Genomic DNA, 20,597 nt, shown 5'->3' with positions numbered 1-20,597 from the left:
CCCACGGATAGCAATCCGCAGGAAAGGGGAATCAGATATCAGCAAAGCAAAGACAAGCGACCTAAGCGCGCTATCATCGCAACCCACCTAGGCAATCTGTCCGCACCTCTTACTTAGGCAGCATGGAGCCATTCTCAAGGAAGCGACGGTGGAAGTCGAACGACGTTCCAAGATCATGTGGGGTGTGCTTGAAAGGCGTTGCCTTCTCCGCACGCTCGACGTACTCCAGCAATGCTTCCTTGTACATAGGGTGTGCACAGTTTTCGATGACAACGCGCGCACGCTTGCGAGGAGACAGACCACGCAGGTCAGCCAGACCCTGCTCGGTAATGATGACCATGACATCATGCTCCGAGTGATCCTGGTGGGACACCATTGGGACAATCGCCGAAATAGCGCCACCCTTCGCAATCGATGGCGACACGAACGTCGAAATGTAAGCATTACGGGTGAAGTCACCCGAACCACCAATGCCGTTCATCATGCGAGAGCCAGCAACGTGGGTCGAGTTCACGTTGCCGTAGATATCAGCCTCGATCATGCCGTTAGTGGTGATCAGGCCAAGGCGACGAACAACACCAGGATGGTTGGAGATGTCCTGTGGACGCAAAACGATCTTGTCACGGTAATCCTTAGCGTTTTCGTTCATACGCTCGGCATACTCAGGAGACAGCGAAAACGCAGTTGCGGAAGCAACAGACATCTTGCCTGCATCCATAAGGTCAATCATGCCGTCCTGAATAACCTCGGTGTACGAGGTCAGGTTCTCGTACTTGGACTTTGCCAAGCCAGCCAACACGGCGTTTGGAATGTTGCCAACACCCGACTGCATTGGCAACAAGTTCTCCGGCAGACGACCCTGCTTAACCTCATTGTCAAGGAAATCGAGCAGGTAGCCAGCAATCTTTGCGGAATCCTCGTCGACAGGCTTGAAGGCAGAGTTGCGGTCTGGCGAGTTTGTCTCGACCACAGCAACAACCTTGTCGATGTCGATTGGGCAATCGGTGGTACCAATGCGGTCACCAGGAGCGGTGATCGAGATTGGCTGGCGATGTGGAGGCAGGCCAACACTGTAAATGTCGTGCATACCTTCAAGATCCAGCGACTGCCAAGAGTTGACCTCAATGATGATTTTCTCAGCGGCATTCAGGTACGAAACGTTGTTACCAACGGAAGAAGCAAAGACCAACGTGCCAGTATCGGTGATGCGAGTGACTTCAACAATGGCAAAGTCAACCTTGCCATAGAAGCCCTGCTCGATCTGCGGGCCAGAGTGCGACAAGTGCATGTCGTTGTAATTGGCGTCACCAGCATTGATGCGGTTACGCATGTGACCATCAGACTGGTACGGCATGCGCCATTCAACACCGTCCACCTCAGCGAGTGCACCGTCCAGCTCTGGAGCAGTCGAAGCGCCGGTCAGAACCTTGACCTTGAATTCGTCGCCGCGCGCGTGTGCTTCCTTAATACGCTCCGCCAATGCAGGTGGTACGACCTTTGGGTAGCCAGCACCGGTAAAGCCAGCAAAGCCAATCATGTCTCCATGCTTAATGAAACCTGCAGCCTCTTCAGCCGTCATCACCTTGCTGCGAAGACCGGCATGAGCAATACGATCCGTCATCTGGATGCCTTTCCTTAATGGGAAAAAAGTTAGAAGCGATAATTACACGCGACACCCAAAGTTTAACAGAGCAAAAATTGCACGTTTCTCGCGGAAATCTTTTACACAACACATTTTCCTGCAATTATTGCCTACATCACAACAGCGCAACACCGATAGCCTGCATCACATGAACTTTACGACGAGGTCGTCAACATATCCGCAGCTCGCAATTAAATAGCCCCACATTAATCCATAATTAATTGCATACCCAAAAGCTTATTTGAGTAATTCGCCCCCCTCTTTACCGCCCATTCACTCATTCCATCCGGGGGTAGCGAACGTGAACCACGGCACCCCGTTTCACGGCTCACCCACACCCCTCTATTGATAATGGTTTCCATTACGGTACGCTTCAACCGTGTGCAAACCATCAAAACCCACGACCTCTCCAAACAGTCAGCGAACCCCAGTCACGGTTCTGTCCGGATTTCTCGGCGCAGGTAAAACAACGCTCCTCAACAACGTGCTCCGCAATCGCGAGAACAGAAAGCTCGCAGTCATCGTCAACGATTTCTCCGAAGTCAACGTCGACGCAGCGCTCGTTGCCTCCGGCAGCCACTTTGAACGAGGCGAAGAGCGATTCGTCGAACTCTCCAACGGCTGCATCTGCTGCACTTTGCGAGAAGACCTTGTAGATTCCGTCGGCACGCTTGCACGCTCCGGAAAATTCGATCAGATCATCATCGAATCCACAGGAATTTCCGAGCCCATGCCCGTCGCCGCCACATTTGAGTGGGAATGTGAAGACGGATCCCGCCTCGCCGATGTCGCCCCGATAGACACAATGGTGACACTCGTCGATGCCTCGACATTCCTCAAACAACTCCGCTACGGTCGCAAACTTTCCGACGAAGATGCCCAAGCAACTCCCGACGACGAACGCACAGTCGCCGACCTTCTCGTTGACCAGGTGGAGTTCGCCGACCTGATCCTCATCACGAAGTCAGATCTCGTCGACGAACGACTCACCGCAGCAACCGAAGACACAGTGCGCGCGATGAACCCACGCGCTCGCATTGCGCGCGTAACCAATGGCGATATTGCAGTCAACGCCATACTCGATGCCGCTCTTTACGACGAAAAAACCGCGGCCACCTACCACGGTTACGCCGATGAGCTAGAGAATCCCCATACCCCAGAAACCGAAGAATATGGCATTTCCTCGTGCGTCTTCCGCGGTGACCGTCCATTCGATCGCGACCGACTCATTGATGCACTTCGGTCCACTCGTGGCCTCATTCGATCGAAGGGTCACTGCTGGATTGCGGACCGACTAGATGTCGCACAAGTGTGGAGCCAGGCGGGCCCAAATCTACAGATTCAGCCCGCAACCCTATGGGCACGAACTGGCATGAAGCCATCAAGCGAGGTGGTACTCATTGGTATCGACTTTGATAAAGAACAGGCACTCACCGCATTTGAGAACGCAATGCTGACCGACGAAGAGGTTATGAAACTCATCCACTAGGACCACCCCCACACTACGCCCCATCTTGTGAAAGATGTCACACTCGTTAGCAAAGATGACAGTGTTCACTTGCAAATTTGCCAATTATGCCAAGATGGTGGCAATCCCGATACCTTTGCGGACGAATACATTGCATTGTTTTCCGTGTAGCGTCGGGGAAAAGTTTCACGACTACATCGTTTTCACAACGAGGAGGACTATATGTCTGACCGTATTGCTCACTCTGGCCTTCGTGGCAAGGTCATGTCCGCTGATGAGGCTGCTGGCTTCATCAAGGACGGCGACATGATCGGCTTCTCCGGCTTCACCGGAGCTGGCTACCCAAAGGTTCTGCCAGGTGCAATTGCAAAGCGCCTGACCGAGGCTAAGGAGCGCGGCGAGCAGTTCCGTATCAAGGTTCTGACCGGCGCTTCGACCGCCCCAGAGCTCGATGCGGCTTTGGCTGAAACCGATGGTGTTGCATGGCGTATGCCATACCAGTCTGATCCGGTCATGCGTGGCAAGATCAACGACGGCACTTCTTACTACTCGGATATGCACCTGTCCCACTCGGGTCCACAGGTACAGCAGGGCTTCTTCGGCGAGACCGGCGTTGCCATCGTTGAGGCTGTCCGCATCAAGGAAGACGGCTCCATCGTTCCTTCGTCGTCCGTTGGTAACTCAGTTGCATACCTGGATGCCGCTGAGAAGATCATCATCGAGGTCAACTCCTGGCAGTCCGAGGGCCTCGAGGGCATGCACGACATCTGGCGTGCAGGTCTGCCACCACAGCGCTCTATCGTCCCAATCGAGGCTTCCGGTCAGCGCGTTGGCTCGACCTCCATCGACATTGACGTCGAGAAGGTCGTTGCAGTCGTGGAAACTGACGCTGCAGACCGTAACTCCCCATTTAAGCCACTGGACGATGACTCCAAGGCAATCGCTGGCCACCTCATCGAGTTCTTCGAGCACGAGGTCGCAATGAAGCGCCTGCCAGAGAACCTGCTGCCACTACAGTCGGGCGTTGGCAACATTGCAAACGCTGTTCTGGCTGGTCTGTTGGACTCCGACTTCGAGAACCTGACCTCCTACACCGAGGTTATTCAGGACGGCATGGTCGAGCTGCTGGACAAGGGCACCATGTCCGTTGCTTCCGCAACCTCCTTCGCTCTCTCCCCAGAGGCTGCAGAGCGCATGAACAACCAGGCTGCTGAGTACGCGAAGAAGATCGTTCTGCGTCCACAGGACATCTCCAACAACCCAGAGGTCATTCGTCGCCTCGGTGTCATTTCTTGTAACGGTCTGATCGAGGCTGACATCTACGGCAACGTGAACTCGACCCACATCATGGGTACCCGCATGATGAACGGCATTGGTGGCTCGGGCGACTTCACCCGTAACGCATACATCTCCACCTTCGTGTCGCCTTCGACCGCTAAGGGTGGCGACATCTCGGCGATCGTCCCAATGGTTTCGCACCATGACCACACCGAGCACGACACCATGGTCATCATCACCGAGCAGGGTCTTGCTGACCTCCGTGGCCTGGCTCCACGCCAGCGTGCACGCGTTGTCATCGAGAACTGTGCTCACCCAATGTACAAGGACGCTCTCATGGAGTACGTCGAGCGTGCAGAGAAGTCCGGCAAGTCCGCTCTCCACACTCCACACGACCTGCAGGAAGCACTCGGCTGGCACCACCGCTTCGTCGAGACCGGCTCCATGAAGCAGTAATTTCTTCGTGAGCTAGTTTCCACACACGACTAAGCCCGCTCCAGGTTCGCACTCACCGAGTGCGCTATCCCGGAGCGGGCTTTTCATGTCGCGGTCACGCTATCGCCACTACCCCGCTACGCTTCTCGACCCGTGATCCACGATTCCCAGAGCTGTGCGTAACGACGACCGTCGGCAAGCAATTCCTCGTGCGAGCCGAACTCAACGACTCGACCGTGCTCCATGACCGCGACGGCATCTGCAGCGGCGGCTTGATCGAGCTGGTGGGCAACAACGAGTGCCGTTCGGTTGCGAATGACGGTGGCGACGGCATCGCCAAGCACGCTGGATGCTGCGGAACTGGCTTCGGCTGTTGCTTCGTCGAGTACGAGTACAGGTGGATTTGCGAGGAGTACTCGGGCAAGCGCAACCTGTTGCGCTGCGACTGCGTTCAACTGATGTCCGCCACGGCCGACCACGGATTCGAGGCCGTCTGGGAGGTGCTCGAACCAGTTGGCACCGACACTGTGCAAGGCGTCGATGATCTGTGCATCAGAAGTTCCGGGGGCGGCGAGAGTGAGATCATCGCGAAGTGGCCCCTCGAAGACGTGGACTTCCTGCGTCACCAGCGCCACGGCAGTTCCGCGTGCAGCTTCAGCCTGCGTATTCATATCGCATCCGGCTACACGCACTTCGCCACTGTCAGCCAAGCGAAGCCCCGCGACAATCGCGGCAAGCGTCGACTTTCCCGCACCCGACGAGCCAACAAGCGCCACCGTTGCTCCTACCGGAATCTCCAAAGAAACGTCGTCGACTGCATTGTGCGTCGTTACAGCATGATTCTCAGTCTGATCGCTCCTGGTCGGCTGAGCTTCCTCTACGTACGAGAAGGACACATTCCGAAGCACGACGCCCTCACTCCGGTCAGGAGTCACCTCACCGTGTGGTGCTGGACGTTCACGAACCACACCGACGATCCGAGTCAGAGACGTCAAACCAGACTGTGCGATGTCGAGCATCATCACCATGCGTGTCAATGGTCCGAAGAGTCGCATGAACAGCAGCATGGCAGCAGTCGCGCCACCAACCGTCGACATGCCTTCGCGCACCAAGTAGAACCCGAGCAGCAAAGTCGTTCCCAGGCCGACGAGCTCTGCGAAGTGCATCCGCCCCATCACGATGTTGTGCGTAATCCGCGCATCCACACCATGTCGCACTGTTTGCCAGCTCCACTGGCTGATTTCTTGGCGACGAATCGTCGTCAAGCCGAAAGCGCGAACCGCAGGCATACCGTGGATCGTGGACAGCACGTATCGAGCGCGTTCTGCCATAGCTGCGCGTTCGGCAGCATAGACGGGTGGTGCGGTGCGCAGGTAACGGCGGACAGCTGCAATGTGCACTGGAATCGTGGCGACGAACGCAAGCATGAACACCGGATGCACACTGCCGACGCCGACGATCGACACAAGGACGGTAAACAACGCGCTAGATGCCACCGGCAGCACCTGGGTGACTGCATCGGAGATGCGATCGACGTCGTCTGTGGCACGCGAGACTACGTCGCCGGCGCCGGCGCGTTCGACACGTGCGACCGGGAGACGCAGTGTCGTCGAAACCATGTCTTCGCGAAGTTCGGCAATGAGATCTTCGGCAAGTCGCGCAGACATACGGAATCCCAGGGCGCCGAATACGCCAGCGCCGATAGCTGCTGCCAACATCCGAATCAAAAGATCACCGACGATATCCGAAGTGGTACCACCATCCGCAACAACATCGACGATCTGGCCAAGCAGTTTCGGAATAGCAACGCCAAACCACGCTGCGGCAATAAGAACAATGACGGCCAGCAGCACGGACAGCCGGCGTCCCCGCAAGCGCTGTACGAGGTACGCCAAAGTCTCCCGCGCCGTGGCAACTGGAAAACGGTCCTCGGCGACATCTGTAGTTCGGGCGTCTGCGGTGAACTCTGGGTTCAGCAGGTCACGGCTGATCAGGTCACGCCACTTCATCTACGCCACCTCCATCTGGCTTGCCCAAGCAGGGGCGGATGCAACCACTACGGTGGTCTTTCCTCGCCGGAACTCAGTCACTGACCGCGCGACATTTGTTTCGGTCACGGAGTCCAGCGCCGTTGTTGGCTCAGCGAGAACCAATATCGTTGCATCAGCAAGTAATGCTCGGGCCAAGGCAATACGCTGCCGCTGACCTCCCGAGAGCATCACGCCAGCATCCCCGATTCGAGTGTCAATTCCGCGTGGCAGCACCTCAATAATGTCTGCACAACCGGCAGCATCCAGCGCCCTATCTAGTTCCTGTACCGACGCATTTGGCTTCACCGCACGCAAATTCTCCTCGACTGTGCCGTCGAAAAGATCCGCTGAATGAGGAGCCACCAATACCCTCGCCAACGTATCCACCAGGCTTGCCTCCGCAAGATCCACACCACCCACGAAGTACTTCCCTGCCTCCGGTCGATGAGTCAGCGACAACGCATCGCATACACTCGCCATCTCGGCCGTTTCCATTGGCATGACGACGTGACTGCCAGAAGCGATCACGTGCCCTTTGATGACGAGGTCGTCGGCAAGCGGAACGGCTGCTCCATCGGCCGAGGTTTCATACGGCTCGCGGAGTACAGCCAGCACACGCTGCGCGGACGCAGCACTCCGAGCCCAGACGGCAGATGCATTTTTGCCCAGCTTCGTCATTGGCTCAATGATGAACTGAGCCAAACCAACAACGGTGATGAGCTCGCCAATCGTCAAACTGCCTTTGATCGCGGCTACGCCAGAGCCGGCCGCAATAGCTGCGACGAAGACGCCGCCCAAAATCTCGACCCAACCAGTCAAGAACTTCTCCGCCTCGATGGCGTCGTAGGTGGCATGCAACGCGTCCTGAGACCGCGCTGCGTATTTGCGCGCAGCTTGACGACGCGCCCCCAAACCCGCCAACGTCCGGAAACCGCTAACGAGGTCCGTTGCCGTGGCAGAAGCTCGTGCCACTGCCTCTTGTCGGACAACTGTGCGTCGGCGTAGCGGTCCGCCTGCCTTCATAGAGCCCCATGTCAGCAGCGCACCACCCACGAGAACTGCCATGCCGATCGGCACTGACACTGTCAGCAAAACCAGCGAAGCGAAGATCAGTGCCGCGACTTCGGACACAGGCATAAGACCCAGCATGATCATTCGCGCAGTGTGCTGAGCATCGCTACTGGCGATAGACAGCAACGCACCTGGCTGCCTGGTGTTATTGCGGAAACCGCGAGGATCCATGATGCGGTCGGTCAGTTGCATTCGCAGCGTATGCTCAACCATCTGCGACACCAGCGCTCCGATACGACCACCAAACCGAGCACTGAAATCCAGGACTGCGAATACCAGCACCAAGATGGCCAGCCAGAACCACAGTTGATTCGCATCCCCGGTGGCAATGGCATTGTCAACAGCTTTACCTGCAATAACGGGGATGAGTGCCTCACACACTTGGTGCCCGATTTTCAAGAACATTGCCGGGATGGTCAAGCGCGGACGGGCAAACATCACGCGCAACTGATAGCGCGAAACACTCGTTGAGTCATCAAATGCCGGAGGCGCCAACGGAGTTGGATGTTCCGGAGCGCGGAAAAACGCCACGTGGTGCTCCCTTACTAGCTGGAGAAACCTAGTGGCGACGTACTACACGCACACCAACTCAGGTAAGACGAAGTATTTGACTGAGCTTACCCTTACCAATATCGGTTGGTGAAAACGAGAAACCCGCCAAACCACCTCACTCGCCGTGAGGCAAGTGGTGGCGCGACGGGTTCGTCGTAAAGCTAGCGCGTAAGCGCCTCGCTATTAGTCCAGCTGCAGCTGCAGTGAACGGGAAGCATCGATGTCGTCGCAGATCTTCTCGACGAGCTCTTCCGGAACCTCTTCGCTGACGCGCAGGATGAGGATTGCGGAGTCGTTGTCTTCCTGAGGTGCCAGTGCAGCAGCCTCAATGTTGATGCCTGCCTGGCCCAGAGCCATGCCGACCTTGCCCAGTGCACCTGGCTCGTCCTTGTAAACGAGGAACAGGTTGCGACCCTCGGAGCGCATGTCCAGGCCGCGGCCGTTGATACGGACGATCTTCTGGATACGCTGCAAGCCGGTCAGGGCACCGACGACCGTTGCGGTAGAACCATCAGCGCCGATGACCTTGACCTCGAGAACAGAGCGGTGAGAAACAGACTCAGCTTCAGTCTCGACGGTGAAAGTCACGCCACGCTCTTCAGCAATGCGAGGTGCATTAACAAAAGTGACTGGCTCTTCGATCATCGAGGAGAACAGGCCACGAACTGCGGACAGTCCGAGTACATCGACATCTTCAGTGGACAGCTCACCGCGTGCGGTGACCTCAACTGCCGCTGGTGCGCCCTCGAGCAATCCACCGGCAACCAGACCGAGCTCGCGAGCCAGGTCGAGCCACAGAGCAACTTCCTCGCCCACAGCGCCACCGGAAACGTTCACAGCATCTGGAACGAACTCGCCGGACAGCGCGAGAAGAACGGACTTTGCGACGTCAATGCCAGCACGGTCCTGAGCTTCAACGGTGGAAGCACCCAGGTGTGGCGACACCACGGTCTGTGGAAGCTTGAACAATGGAGAGTCGGTGCAAGGCTCGGTTGCGTAGACGTCGAAGCCTGCGCCGCGAATCTTGCCGGACTGGATAGCGTCTGCCAACGCCTGCTCGTCGACAAGGCCACCGCGTGCAGCGTTGATGATGATCTGGCCATCCTTTGCCTTCGCAAGCAGCTCGGCATCGAACATGCCGGCAGTTTCCTTGGTCTTTGGCAAGTGAATGGTGACGAAGTCTGCGCGACCCATGAGCTCTTCCAGCTCAACCAATTCAACGCCCAGCTGTGCAGCGCGCTTAGGGTTTGCGTATGGGTCGTACGCAATAATCGTGGTCTCGAATGCAGAGAGGCGCTGTGCAAATAGCTGACCGATGTGGCCGAAACCGACGATACCGACGGTCTTGCCAAAGATTTCTACTCCCTTGAAGGAAGAACGCTTCCATTCACCTTCGCGGAGCGATGCATCAGCCAGTGGAACCTGGCGAGCAGTAGCGAGAAGCAGCGCGATTGCCTGCTCACACGCGGAGTGAATATTAGAGGTTGGCGCATTGACAACCATGACACCGCGAGCGGTTGCGGTTTCAATATCAACGTTGTCGAGGCCAACGCCTGCGCGACCAACAATCTTTAGATTTGGTGCGGCTTCCAGTACTTCCTTGTCCACGGTAGTGGCGGAACGAACGAGCAGGGCGTCCGCTTCTGGCACTGCGGCAAGGAGTTCCGGACGATTCGGGCCATCAACCCAACGAACCTCGACGGAATCACCAAGCGCGTCAACGGTGGACTGCGCGAGCTTATCGGCGATGAGGACAACCGGGCGAGCGTTTTGGCTCACGAGCAAACTCCTGAATATTGTGCGTTCTTTGTCCTGCAGGTCACGACAACAATTGCCATAACTAAACAGGCCCACGCCGATCCTCGTGGCGTGCGACTGTCCCATCATATCCCCTAGGGGTGACCTACGGGGGTATAGAGTCCAACGCACACACGGTGCTCTATCCCAGTTTTAGACCCCTAGGGTGTCCCCCGCCACACTTTTCAACCTGTGTGAGAGCTACTGGTAGGTCACTACCCAAGGTCGAGGCTCAATGTCCATCGTTTGTTCTGGAGTGAACATTGGCATGTCTTCGTCGATGAAGTTCTTCCACGCCATGAAAATCTCCGGCTGCAAATCCTGACGCAGAACATCCCACGTCTCGAACTTCTCCTGCGGAGTTCCGTGGCCATCCGCATGCAATACCACCGACAGCTCTGGACGAGACAGATCCAACTTCTCACGGTCGCGAATCATCTGCAGCTGGAACTGATGCAGCATCAGCATTTTCTGCGGCAGGTTGTTCTTCTCGGTCAGATCAGCCAACCAATCAACCACGCGGTTGACTTCCTCAATCTCGACATTGCCGACACGACTGCCTGGCAGTTCTCCCGGCTGCATCTTCCACTCAGAATCCAACGCAAGACCAACGTTTGGACGCTTCAGCAAAGGCTCGTAAAGCTTTGCCTGCTCCACGAAATCTGCGCTACCCGGCTGCAGGTCAATAATGACGTATCCGCCCGCTTCCGTCATCGCATCAACATACGGTTCCAACACCTCCACAGGCGCTGGCTCCGTGAAATCACCCCGTGGTCCCGGAGCGCCCTGGGCCACCGACGCAATGATCTCAAACGCTGGAATCACCTTGTCATCAGTCAGATTTTGGTACTTATCGACGTACTCCTGCGCAGTCTTCACCGCTCCCTCAGGGTCTTCCTCACCCATTACACCGAGTGGAGCCACACCTGGGTGACCGTAGGTAGCAACCATGTGTCGACCTGGGAACAGCAAGGTGCCACCACCAGGAAGCTGTTCAATCGACTCGTCACGAGCAAGCTCTACAGACTTTGCAAACTTCTTTGCGTCACCAAAGCCTTCCCCAAGACCCACCAGCTTCTTGCCATCGCGAGCCGCCTGAATTGAATCCTTCGTCGCGCGCGCATCTCCAATTGGCAGCCACTTCACTGGCAAACCTGCGGCACGAGCAGTTGCAATTGCACCCAGTGGCGACTTTGGATCAGCGAACGCAATTGCATCGTCGTTTGCCTTCGCCTCACTGCGCGGGAACGATCCCTCAGCTTTACCTTCGCCAGCTGACTTGCCTGAGCCCTTCGGCACAGTTGGCTTCTCTGGATCCATCTCCGCTACTTCACGAGCAGCCTCTACCGACCCTTTAGCCGAGTTCTTAGCCTCCGCGAATTCGACATCGACGATCTTCTTCAGCCCGTCGATCGTACCTGGGTCCTTCACGACCGTACGCCCATCAGCATCCGCGAGTGCCACCTCACCCGACGTAAAAACGTTCTTCACACCTAGGCGCTTCAGCTCCGCTTCGACGTCCTGCTGTGCCTTCTCCCCCTTCTTCACGACGAACATCGGCGCTTGTGCTGCAATCGCAACGGCAGCTGCACGGCGTTGGTTTTCGTCGTCAGGCGAAGAAACAACTGCAGAGGATGCAGATTCCAACAACTCGGTTGATGCCGAAACGTCAGAGGACACAGCAATTGGTTCTTCTGGGAGATCAGATCCCTTAGCGGAATCACTGTCGGAGCCACAGGCAGTCAACAAACTTGCGGCGAGCGCAGCGACTGCCAGCAGTGCCACAAGAACACCGAAACGCTGGGATTGTTGTTCAGGCTGAGTGGCTGCGACGGCGACACCAGAATCCTGGTCTACCGATGAGTATCGCTGCGAGCGGAAAAGCTGCACGAGAATCCTCCAAAAGATGACGGCACGAAGACGATATTGAAATGAATAAAGAGGTAAGACGATTTAACGTGACTCAACAGTAACCGACTTCATTAACGGTATTTGTGAGCCTGGGCATGAAAAAGCCTCACTATCGAAAAATTTTCGAAGTGAGGCTTTCGGCGTCAATTAGCAGCTAAAAACTGCTTCCGAGGACTTACGCAGTTTCTGCGCGTGCGTCAACCTTGACCCAGCTCATGAGATCGCGGAGCTTCTTGCCGGTCTCTTCGATCTGGTGGTTGTTGTACTCAGCGCGCAGGCCCTCGAGTTCCTTGTTGCCACCTTCAACGTTGGCAACCAGGCGCTTGGTGAAGGTGCCATCCTGAATATCGGTCAGGATGTCCTTCATGCGCTTCTTGGTGTCAGCGTCGATAACGCGTGGACCGGAAACGTAGCCACCGAACTCAGCGGTATCGGAAACCGAGTAGTTCATGTTCTCGATGCCACCCTCGAACATGAGGTCGACGATCAGCTTCAGCTCGTGCAGGCACTCGAAGTACGCCATCTCTGGTTCGTAGCCAGCCTCAACGAGAACCTCGAAGCCAACCTTGACCAGTTCTTCAGTACCGCCACACAGAACAGCCTGCTCACCGAACAGGTCGGTAACGGTCTCAGCTTCGAAGGTGGTTGGGATAACACCAGCGCGGCCACCGCCGATTGCGGAAGCGTACGACAGAGCCAGTTCCTTACCATTGCCCTGTGGGTCCTGGTCGATTGCGATGAGGCAAGGAACGCCCTTGCCGTCAACGAACTGACGGCGAACCAGGTGGCCTGGACCCTTTGGTGCAACCATACCGACGGTGATGCCCTCAGCTGGCTTGATCAGGTCAAAGTGGATGTTCAGACCGTGGCCGAAGAACAGTGCGTCGCCGTCCTTCATATTTGGAGCGATGTCCTCGGTGTAAACCTTCGCCTGAGTGGTGTCTGGAACCAGCATCATGACAACGTCTGCCCAAGCAGCCGCATCAGCGTTGGACTTGACCTCGAAGCCAGCTTCCTGTGCCTTCGCAGCGGACTTGGAGCCTTCACGCAGGCCGATGACAACCTCGACGCCCGAGTCACGCAGGTTCTGCGCGTGAGCGTGTCCCTGGGAGCCGTAGCCAAGGATGGCAACCTTACGGCCCTGGATGATGGACAGATCAGCGTTGTCGTCGTACAGCAGTTCAATGGCCATGTTGGAAAGCCTCTTTCGTAGTGGAGTTTAAAAAAAGATGGATTGTTGTCTTTTACGTTGACAGTCTAGCCAGCGCGAGACTGAAGCATCGGCTTAGGACCGCGTGCCATTGCTACCGTTCCCGACTGAATCAGCTCGCGGATGCCAAAAGGCTCGAGAACGTCAAGTAGGGCACGCAGCTTGGAACGCTCGCCTGTTGCTTCAATGACAACAGATTCTTGGGAAACGTCGACAACACGAGCGCGGAACAGCTTTGCCGCGTCAACCACCTGTGGGCGGTTGTTGTTGTCACAGCTCACCTTCACCATCAGCAAACCGCGAGACACGAGAGTCTCTTCTGGCTGACGGACAACCTTCAGAACTGGAATCAGCTTGTTGAGCTGCTTCGTGATCTGTTCAATTGGCAGGTTCTCAGTTTCAACCACGAGGGTGATGCGGTTGACTCCTTCTACCTCAGTGATGCCCGAGGTAATGGACTGAATGTTGAAGCCGCGGCGGGTAAACATACCCGCAATGCGGACCAGAATGCCCGGCTCGTCGAGAGTCAGCACGGACAGAGTGTGCAGTTCGGCCATGATGTGCTTCACTTTCCTCTTCGTCGATACCCGTTAGCGGGCGTTCATGGTCGGGTGGTTAGCTTCAGGCTTGAGAGCGGCATCATCTGCGTTCTCAACCATCGTCTCGTGAATATCGGCTGGAGATTCCCCTGCCGACATGTCATCGTCGAAAAGCGGACGGAGTCCACGAGCAGACTCAATCTCGTCGTTCGACTTGCCGGCAGCAACCATTGGCCACACCTGAGCATCCTCGCCGACGATGAAGTCGATGACTACCGGTCGGTCGTTAATCTCGCGAGCCTTCTGGATCGCTGGGATAACTTCCTCTTCCTTAGTGACGCGAATAGCAACGCAACCTAGTCCTTCCGACAGCTTGACGAAGTCGGGTACGTACTCGTCCTTCGGACGGAGCTGGGTGTTGGAGTAACGCTCGTCGTAGAACAACGTCTGCCACTGGCGAACCATACCCAGGTTGCCGTTGTTGATCAGTGCGACCTTGATTGGGAAACCTTCGACAGCCGCGGTGGTGAGCTCCTGATTAGTCATCTGGAAGCAGCCATCACCATCGATGGCCCACACTTCCTTATCAGGAGCGCCAGCCTTGGCGCCCATTGCAGCTGGAACGGAGTACCCCATCGTGCCCAGACCGCCGGAGTTCAACCAGGTACGAGCTTTCTCGTACTTGATGAACTGCGCAGCCCACATCTGGTGCTGACCAACGCCAGCACAGTAAATGGCATCTGGACCGACGACATCCGACAAGGTCTTCAGCACGAACTGAGGAGACAGCGAACCGTCAGCTTGATCATCCCAACCCAACGGGAAGTCACTACGCAGCCCGTCGAGCTCCGCGAACCACTTGGCAACATCCGGCGCAGGCAAATTCATCGACCTGTATGCCGACAGCAGCGCAGCCAACACCTCACGAGCATCGCCCACGATTGGCACATGAGTTTCCCGGATCTTGCCAATCTCCGCTGGGTCAATGTCAGCGTGAATAACCTTGGCTTCAGGAGCGAATGTATCGAGCTGACCCGTCACGCGATCGTCGAAACGCGCGCCAATAGTAATGAGCAGATCAGACTTCTGCATCGCTCCAACCGCGGACACAGAACCATGCATGCCTGGCATACCCATGTGGAGACGATGGCTATCAGGGAAAGCACCGCGGGCCATCAACGTGGTGACAACTGGAACTCCGGTCAGTTCAGCAAATGCCAGCAGCTCAGCGTGTGCATCAGCCTTAATAACACCGCCACCGATGTACAAGACTGGACGCTTTGCCGCCGAAATCATGCGGACAGCTTCCTCAATTTGGCGATTGTGAGGAGTCGTGACAGGACGGTAACCAGGAAGATTCACCTCTGGTGGCCACACAAAGTCAATCTCGGCATTCTGCAGGTCCTTCGGCACATCGACGAGGACTGCACCTGGGCGTCCTGTCGACGCAAGGTGGAACGCTTCCGCGATGGCGCGCGGAATATCTTCAGCCTTGGTGACCATGAAGTTGTGCTTCGTGATCGGCATGGTGACACCGCGAATATCCGCTTCCTGGAAGGCATCCGTGCCAAGCAGTGGCATACCAACCTGACCAGTGATAGCAACGACTGGAACGGAGTCCATCTGTGCATCTGCCAGTGGAGTCACCAAGTTGGTGGCACCTGGGCCGGAAGTTGCGATGCAGACACCAACCTTGCCGGAAACCTGCGCATAGCCAGTAGCTGCGTGACCAGCACCCTGCTCGTGTCGAACGAGCACGTGACGGAGCTTCTCCGAGTCAAACAGCGGGTCATACAGGGGCAAAATTGCACCACCTGGGATGCCGAATACAGTTTCGGTACCTAGCTCCTCGAGGGAACGTACGATAGCTTTTGCGCCAGTCATGCGCTCCGGGGTGGAACGACGGGCCTGGGCTGCAAAAGTAGCAGGCGACGGGCTGTTCGGTGGGGCGGCATTCATCGTGGCTGCGCTCCTGACTCTGGATGGACTCTAGCGATATACAACACAGTAACGTCCACATAGTGAGAAGTCAATCTCACAGGGTTGGACAGCGTGTCTTTTTGCGACCTACCCCACACTCCGACATCAAGACTATCTTCATCGCGTTTTACAAAATTCTCAGCCTCGGTCTTTACGGTTGGGGCATGGAATTTCTGCAGTACCTACTTATCCGAATATGGTCGTGGATAGCAACGCATGGCCTATCCATTGCTTCCCTCCTTGTTCTCATCGTCCTCATTCCACGTATCCGCCGATTCGTTCTTGCCATCGCAACATCGAATATGGAAGCGGATCAGGAAGAGAACAAGGGGCGACGCGCCCTCATCGGTGCCGTTGTCTACACCGTCGAAATCATCGCCTACTTCATCATCATTTTGGCGATCCTCGGACAAGTAGGAATCTCGCTCACTGCGGCGGCGATTCCTGCGACTGTTATTTCCGCAGCTATCGGTTTTGGCGCCCAAGGCCTCATCGGCGACTTCCTAGGCGGCATCTTCATCATTGCGGAAAAGCAATACGGAATTGGCGACTGGGTCGAATTCCACTCCCCATCCGGCACGGTTCAGGGTGATGTCGTCAACATGACGTTGCGCGCGACGACGATCCGCACCATGAAAGGCGAGGAAGTCATTATTCCAAATAGTGATGCCCGCATGTGTGTGAACTATTCTTCGCGCTGGTCCCGCGCGGTGGTGGAAGTACCTGTACCAATGACCGCCGGTGGTTCTATCAAGGATCTTGAAGAACGCACTTTGACATCAGCAGAAGAAGCAATTTCCGTACCAAGCATCAAGAAGCATGTGCTGTCGGAAATCAAGTTGCAATCTTCCACGGAGATCAACCCACCTACCGCAATGGGGTTGCCGTGGACAGTGACGATGCGACTCGTCGTCGATTGCGAACCAGGCGACCAGTGGCTCATCGAGCGCGCTGTCCGCGCGGCAGTCATCGACACCTGGTGGGACGACTACGGTCAGCGCGCCGAAGGCAATCCACTATCCCCTGCTGAATCCATCACCGGTCATTACCGGGATACCAGCATGCTTGAAAAGCTTCGTGTCGGAAGCGTCGCAGAGACAGAGTCCGCAAATCAGGACGCTGCACGAGATGCCCTCGCGGCTCACGCGAAAACTGAGGTCATGCCTGGTTACGCAAGTCCCGTCGTAAAGCCCGATGATTGGAACACCGAGGAACAAAATACCGCTGTCCTGAATGTTGACTCGGATGGCGCGCGTCCTGATATCCCAAGTGCCGGTGCCCGACTCGACCAGGAGTATCACGCTGCAAAGCATGCCAAGTCGAAGAAGTCCGATTCCCAGCGGGACGAGAGCAAGGGTTCGGGTGGCACTGGAGACGCCAACCTAGCAAACGACACTGACAATGGCTCGACGATAAAGGAAGATCCTGTCGACGCGCGAAAGTCATGGGGCGAGCTAACCCGCCGCCAAAAAATTCGTCGAGTTCTCTCTGCAGGTGGTCGCGCACGGCCATCCACGGTGGTTCTCCTGATTTCGCTGTTTATCCTTGGCCTTCTCAACTTGGCAACGGTCGAAACTGAGGACGGTCCGAATGGCTGGCTCGCTCCAAGTCGATTCAGCGTTGGCGAAGAGGAAACTCCAACGGATGCGACCGAACCAACGTCCAAGCCTGACGATGCAGAAAAGAAGACACCCGAGAAGCCAACCACCGCGGTTGAACAGCCGGAAGATAACACCGGCAATGAAGGCACCGCGGGTGACACCAACAATCCAGACTCAGGTGGGACAAACGAGACCAACCAAAGGTTTGGCACCGGAGGCTCAGCGGGTAGCGACGGCACTGCAGGAGGCACTGGCAGCACCTCCGGCGGTGATGCCGGAGCAACAAATGACGCGCCAGACGCACCGCAGTTTGATGCCCCAACGACTACTGACGGTGGCGCAACCGATCAAGGTGCCGTCGACAACAACGGGCAAGCAGCTCCTGATAGCACCTCTCCATAGGGTGCGTAAGTCAGCACAAGGCAATTGCCAGTTCCCCGGAACGAGCGCGAGTCGGTGCATAGCCCGATTCGCAGTCTGATTAGAATGAGCACACATGAGCACTGACCAGCCGACAGCTTCGGCCCGCAAGAATATCGAGACCACTCGCTTTCGCCCGAACAAGACTCACTTCTTCATTGTGGCGTTCATGCTGGTCTTGTGTGCCATCGCCATGGGCTTCAGCCCCTGGTTCGTCTTCACACTGATTGCTCCACTGATTTATGCGGTGTGGATCATGCGGGTTCGCACTACCGTTGGCCCTCGCGGGATCACCGCTGTTTATCTGTTGCAAGGTCGCAAGTCGGTGTCGTGGGACAACTTTCGAGGCATCCTATTCGACAAGTCTGGCCGTGCGCTTGCTGTCGACGGCGGTAAGGACGGCGCAAGAGAGCGTCGCTTCCCACTGCCGGCAATCTCGTTCAACTCTCTCCCGGATCTAAACAAGGCCACCCGTGGCTTGATCCCCGACCCCGTTACTCCGGGTCGCGTTGCCGAAAACGAGAAAGTCGAAGTCTTTGACCGCAACGGCTATTCGGTTCTGAAGACTCGCGACGAGATTGAAGCGCAGGCTCGCAAAGACAACGATGTACAGGCCGCGCGCGAGGAAAAGAATTAAGCATCGCCGGCTCTAGCAGTCAGCAATAACACCGCCATATCTCATTATGTGAAACTCAAGTATCACCCGATGGGACTTGGCGGTGTTTTCGTGTTTATGATGGAGGGTGTAAAGATGAATACAGATTCGTCTGTAGTCCCCCATTAGTTAGGAACGGGCCAGCCCATGATCCCTCTTCGTTCAAAGGTCACTACCGCAGGCCGCAACGCCGCAGGCGCACGTTCACTGTGGCGTGCAACGGGTATGACTGACAGTGACTTTGGCAAGCCAATCATCGCTATTGCCAACTCCTACACACAGTTCGTTCCAGGCCATGTACATCTGAAGAATGTCGGTGACATCGTCGCCGAAGCAATCGTCGAAGCTGGTGGCGTTCCTCGTGAGTTCAACACCATCGCTGTAGATGATGGCATCGCCATGGGACACGACGGCATGCTGTATTCCTTGCCAAGTCGCGAAATTATCGCTGACTCGGTCGAATACATGGTTAACGCGCACACCGCAGATGCACTGGTCTGCATCTCCAACTGCGACAAGATCACCCCAGGCATGCTCAACGCCGCATTGCGCTTGAACATCCCAGTGGTGTTCGTGTCTGGCGGGCCGATGGAATCCGGATCATCAGTGGTTATTGACGGCGTCGTAAAGCCCGGCTCTGACCTGATTTCTGCAATTTCGGCATCAGCAAATGACAACATCGATGACAAGCAGTTGCTCGATATCGAGCGCTCTGCGTGCCCAACCTGCGGATCATGCTCCGGCATGTTCACCGCTAACTCGATGAACTGCCTGACCGAGGCACTCGGCCTGTCCCTACCGGGCAATGGTTCGACGCTGGCTACCCAGGAAGCTCGTCGAGACCTGTTCACTCGCGCGGGTGAGCTCATCGTCGACATCGCGAAGCGTTACTACAAGGACGGCGATGAATCTGTTCTTCCTCGTAACGTTGCTTCCCGAAATGCCTTCGTCAACGCCATGACGCTGGACGTCGCCATGGGCGGTTCCACCAATACCGTGCTGCACATTCTCGCAGCAGCTCAGGAAGGCGAAATCGACTTCGATCTCGCTGACATCGACGAGATTTCGCGCCGCGTTCCATGCTTGTCCAAGGTTGCACCAAACTCGGACTACTACATGGAGCATGTCCATCGTGCTGGTGGTATCCCAGCAATCCTCGGTGAGCTTTACCGTGGTGGACTGCTGGAGACGGACGTTCACTCTGTCCACTCCCCTTCACTTGAGCAGCAACTCAACGACTGGGACATCCGCGGGGGCAAGGCCACCGACGAAGCAATCGAATTGTTCCATGCAGCTCCTGGCGGAGTTCGCACTACCGAGCCATTCTCGACGTCGAACCGCTGGGAATCCCTGGACACTGACGCAGAAAACGGCTGTATCCGAAGCGTCGAGCATGCGTACACCAAGGAAGGTGGCTTGTGCGTGCTTCGCGGAAACATCGCCCAGGACGGCGCAATCTTAAAGACCGCCGGCATCAGCGAAGACCAGTTCCACTTTGAAGGTACTGCGCGAGTCGTCGAAAGCCAGGAGGAAGCGGTTTCCGTCATCCTGAACAAGACGCTGCAGCCAGGCGAGGTTCTATTTGTTCTGTACGAAGGCCCTTCGGGTGGCCCGGGAATGCAGGAGATGCTGCACCCAACCGCGTTCATTAAGGGCGCTGGCTTGGGTAAGGTCTGCGCGCTGGTCACCGATGGTCGCTTCTCCGGTGGCTCCTCCGGACTCTCTATCGGCCACGTCTCCCCTGAAGCTGCCGCCGGCGGAGCGATCGGTCTCGTCCGCGATGGCGATCCGGTCTACATCGATGTCGCTGAACGACGACTCGAGATTCAGGTCAGCGATGAAGAATTGGCGCAGCGCCGTCAGGAAGAACTGAAGCGGGATAAGCCGTTCACTCCTCATCAGGAACGTCCTCGCAAGGTTTCGAAGGCTTTGCGCGCGTATGCCAAGATGGCTTCGTCCGCAGATAAGGGTGCGGTGCGAGTTATTGATTAGCCCCCACGTGTACCTG

General features: G+C 56.5%; 13 protein-coding genes. 5 read left to right on the top strand and 8 right to left on the bottom strand.

Features of this window, described 5'->3' with window-relative positions; all coding sequences use genetic code 11:
• Window positions 1–109 precede the first annotated feature (109 nt).
• A complete protein-coding gene (locus WG938_RS04450) occupies window positions 110–1,621 on the bottom strand; it encodes an acetyl-CoA hydrolase/transferase family protein (protein ID WP_339977961.1) in 1,512 nt (503 codons plus the stop codon).
• A gap of 400 nt (window positions 1,622–2,021) precedes the next feature.
• Here WG938_RS04450 and WG938_RS04445 point away from each other — a divergent pair, with 400 nt between their 5' ends.
• Window positions 2,022–3,131, top strand: coding sequence for a GTP-binding protein (locus WG938_RS04445; protein WP_339977959.1), 1,110 nt, complete (start codon window positions 2,022–2,024; stop codon window positions 3,129–3,131).
• A 201-nt stretch (window positions 3,132–3,332) separates the two neighbouring features.
• Window positions 3,333–4,844, top strand: a complete 1,512-nt coding sequence (locus tag WG938_RS04440; RefSeq protein WP_339977957.1) for an acetyl-CoA hydrolase/transferase family protein — start codon at window positions 3,333–3,335, stop codon at window positions 4,842–4,844.
• 116 nt (window positions 4,845–4,960) lie between these two features.
• Here the strand turns inward: WG938_RS04440 and WG938_RS04435 are convergent, their stop codons facing one another.
• The 7 genes from WG938_RS04435 to WG938_RS04405 all read right to left on the bottom strand — a co-directional run bounded on the left by WG938_RS04435 (window position 4,961) and on the right by WG938_RS04405 (window position 15,892).
• Window positions 4,961–6,832 (bottom strand): ABC transporter ATP-binding protein, encoded by a 1,872-nt coding sequence (locus WG938_RS04435; RefSeq protein WP_339977955.1) that lies wholly within the window; start codon window positions 6,830–6,832, stop codon window positions 4,961–4,963.
• On the bottom strand, window positions 6,833–8,455 hold the full coding sequence (locus tag WG938_RS04430; protein WP_339977953.1) for an ABC transporter ATP-binding protein: 1,623 nt from the start codon (window positions 8,453–8,455) through the stop codon (window positions 6,833–6,835).
• 204 nt (window positions 8,456–8,659) lie between these two features.
• Window positions 8,660–10,255, bottom strand: coding sequence for a phosphoglycerate dehydrogenase (serA, locus tag WG938_RS04425; protein ID WP_339977951.1), 1,596 nt, complete (start codon window positions 10,253–10,255; stop codon window positions 8,660–8,662).
• 219 nt (window positions 10,256–10,474) lie between these two features.
• A complete protein-coding gene (locus tag WG938_RS04420; RefSeq protein WP_339977950.1) occupies window positions 10,475–12,163 on the bottom strand; it encodes a hypothetical protein in 1,689 nt (562 codons plus the stop codon).
• Between the two features lie 196 nt (window positions 12,164–12,359).
• Window positions 12,360–13,376, bottom strand: coding sequence for a ketol-acid reductoisomerase (gene ilvC, locus WG938_RS04415; protein WP_339977949.1), 1,017 nt, complete (start codon window positions 13,374–13,376; stop codon window positions 12,360–12,362).
• Between the two features lie 65 nt (window positions 13,377–13,441).
• Window positions 13,442–13,951, bottom strand: a complete 510-nt coding sequence (ilvN, locus tag WG938_RS04410; protein ID WP_339977948.1) for an acetolactate synthase small subunit — start codon at window positions 13,949–13,951, stop codon at window positions 13,442–13,444.
• Between the two features lie 33 nt (window positions 13,952–13,984).
• A complete protein-coding gene (locus tag WG938_RS04405; protein WP_339977946.1) occupies window positions 13,985–15,892 on the bottom strand; it encodes an acetolactate synthase large subunit in 1,908 nt (635 codons plus the stop codon).
• Window positions 15,893–16,077: 185 nt separating this feature from the next.
• On the opposite strand from WG938_RS04405, the gene WG938_RS04400 reads away from it, so the two are divergent.
• The 3 genes from WG938_RS04400 to ilvD all read left to right on the top strand — a co-directional run bounded on the left by WG938_RS04400 (window position 16,078) and on the right by ilvD (window position 20,581).
• The gene (locus tag WG938_RS04400; protein ID WP_339977944.1) at window positions 16,078–17,916 is read left to right on the top strand and encodes a mechanosensitive ion channel family protein; all 1,839 of its coding nucleotides are present in this window, start codon (window positions 16,078–16,080) and stop codon (window positions 17,914–17,916) included.
• A 94-nt stretch (window positions 17,917–18,010) separates the two neighbouring features.
• Window positions 18,011–18,571: a PH domain-containing protein gene (locus tag WG938_RS04395; protein WP_339977942.1), complete on the top strand. Its 561-nt coding sequence runs from the start codon at window positions 18,011–18,013 to the stop codon at window positions 18,569–18,571.
• A 165-nt stretch (window positions 18,572–18,736) separates the two neighbouring features.
• Window positions 18,737–20,581: a dihydroxy-acid dehydratase gene (ilvD, locus tag WG938_RS04390; RefSeq protein WP_339977940.1), complete on the top strand. Its 1,845-nt coding sequence runs from the start codon at window positions 18,737–18,739 to the stop codon at window positions 20,579–20,581.
• The last annotated feature ends 16 nt before the right edge of the window (window positions 20,582–20,597 follow it).

Source organism: Corynebacterium sp. H113 (assembly GCF_037572315.1).
In the GTDB taxonomy this organism is placed as follows: domain Bacteria; phylum Actinomycetota; class Actinomycetes; order Mycobacteriales; family Mycobacteriaceae; genus Corynebacterium.
The sequence above is the reverse complement of the archived record's forward strand: the minus strand, read 5'-3'. Positions and strand labels throughout refer to the sequence as shown.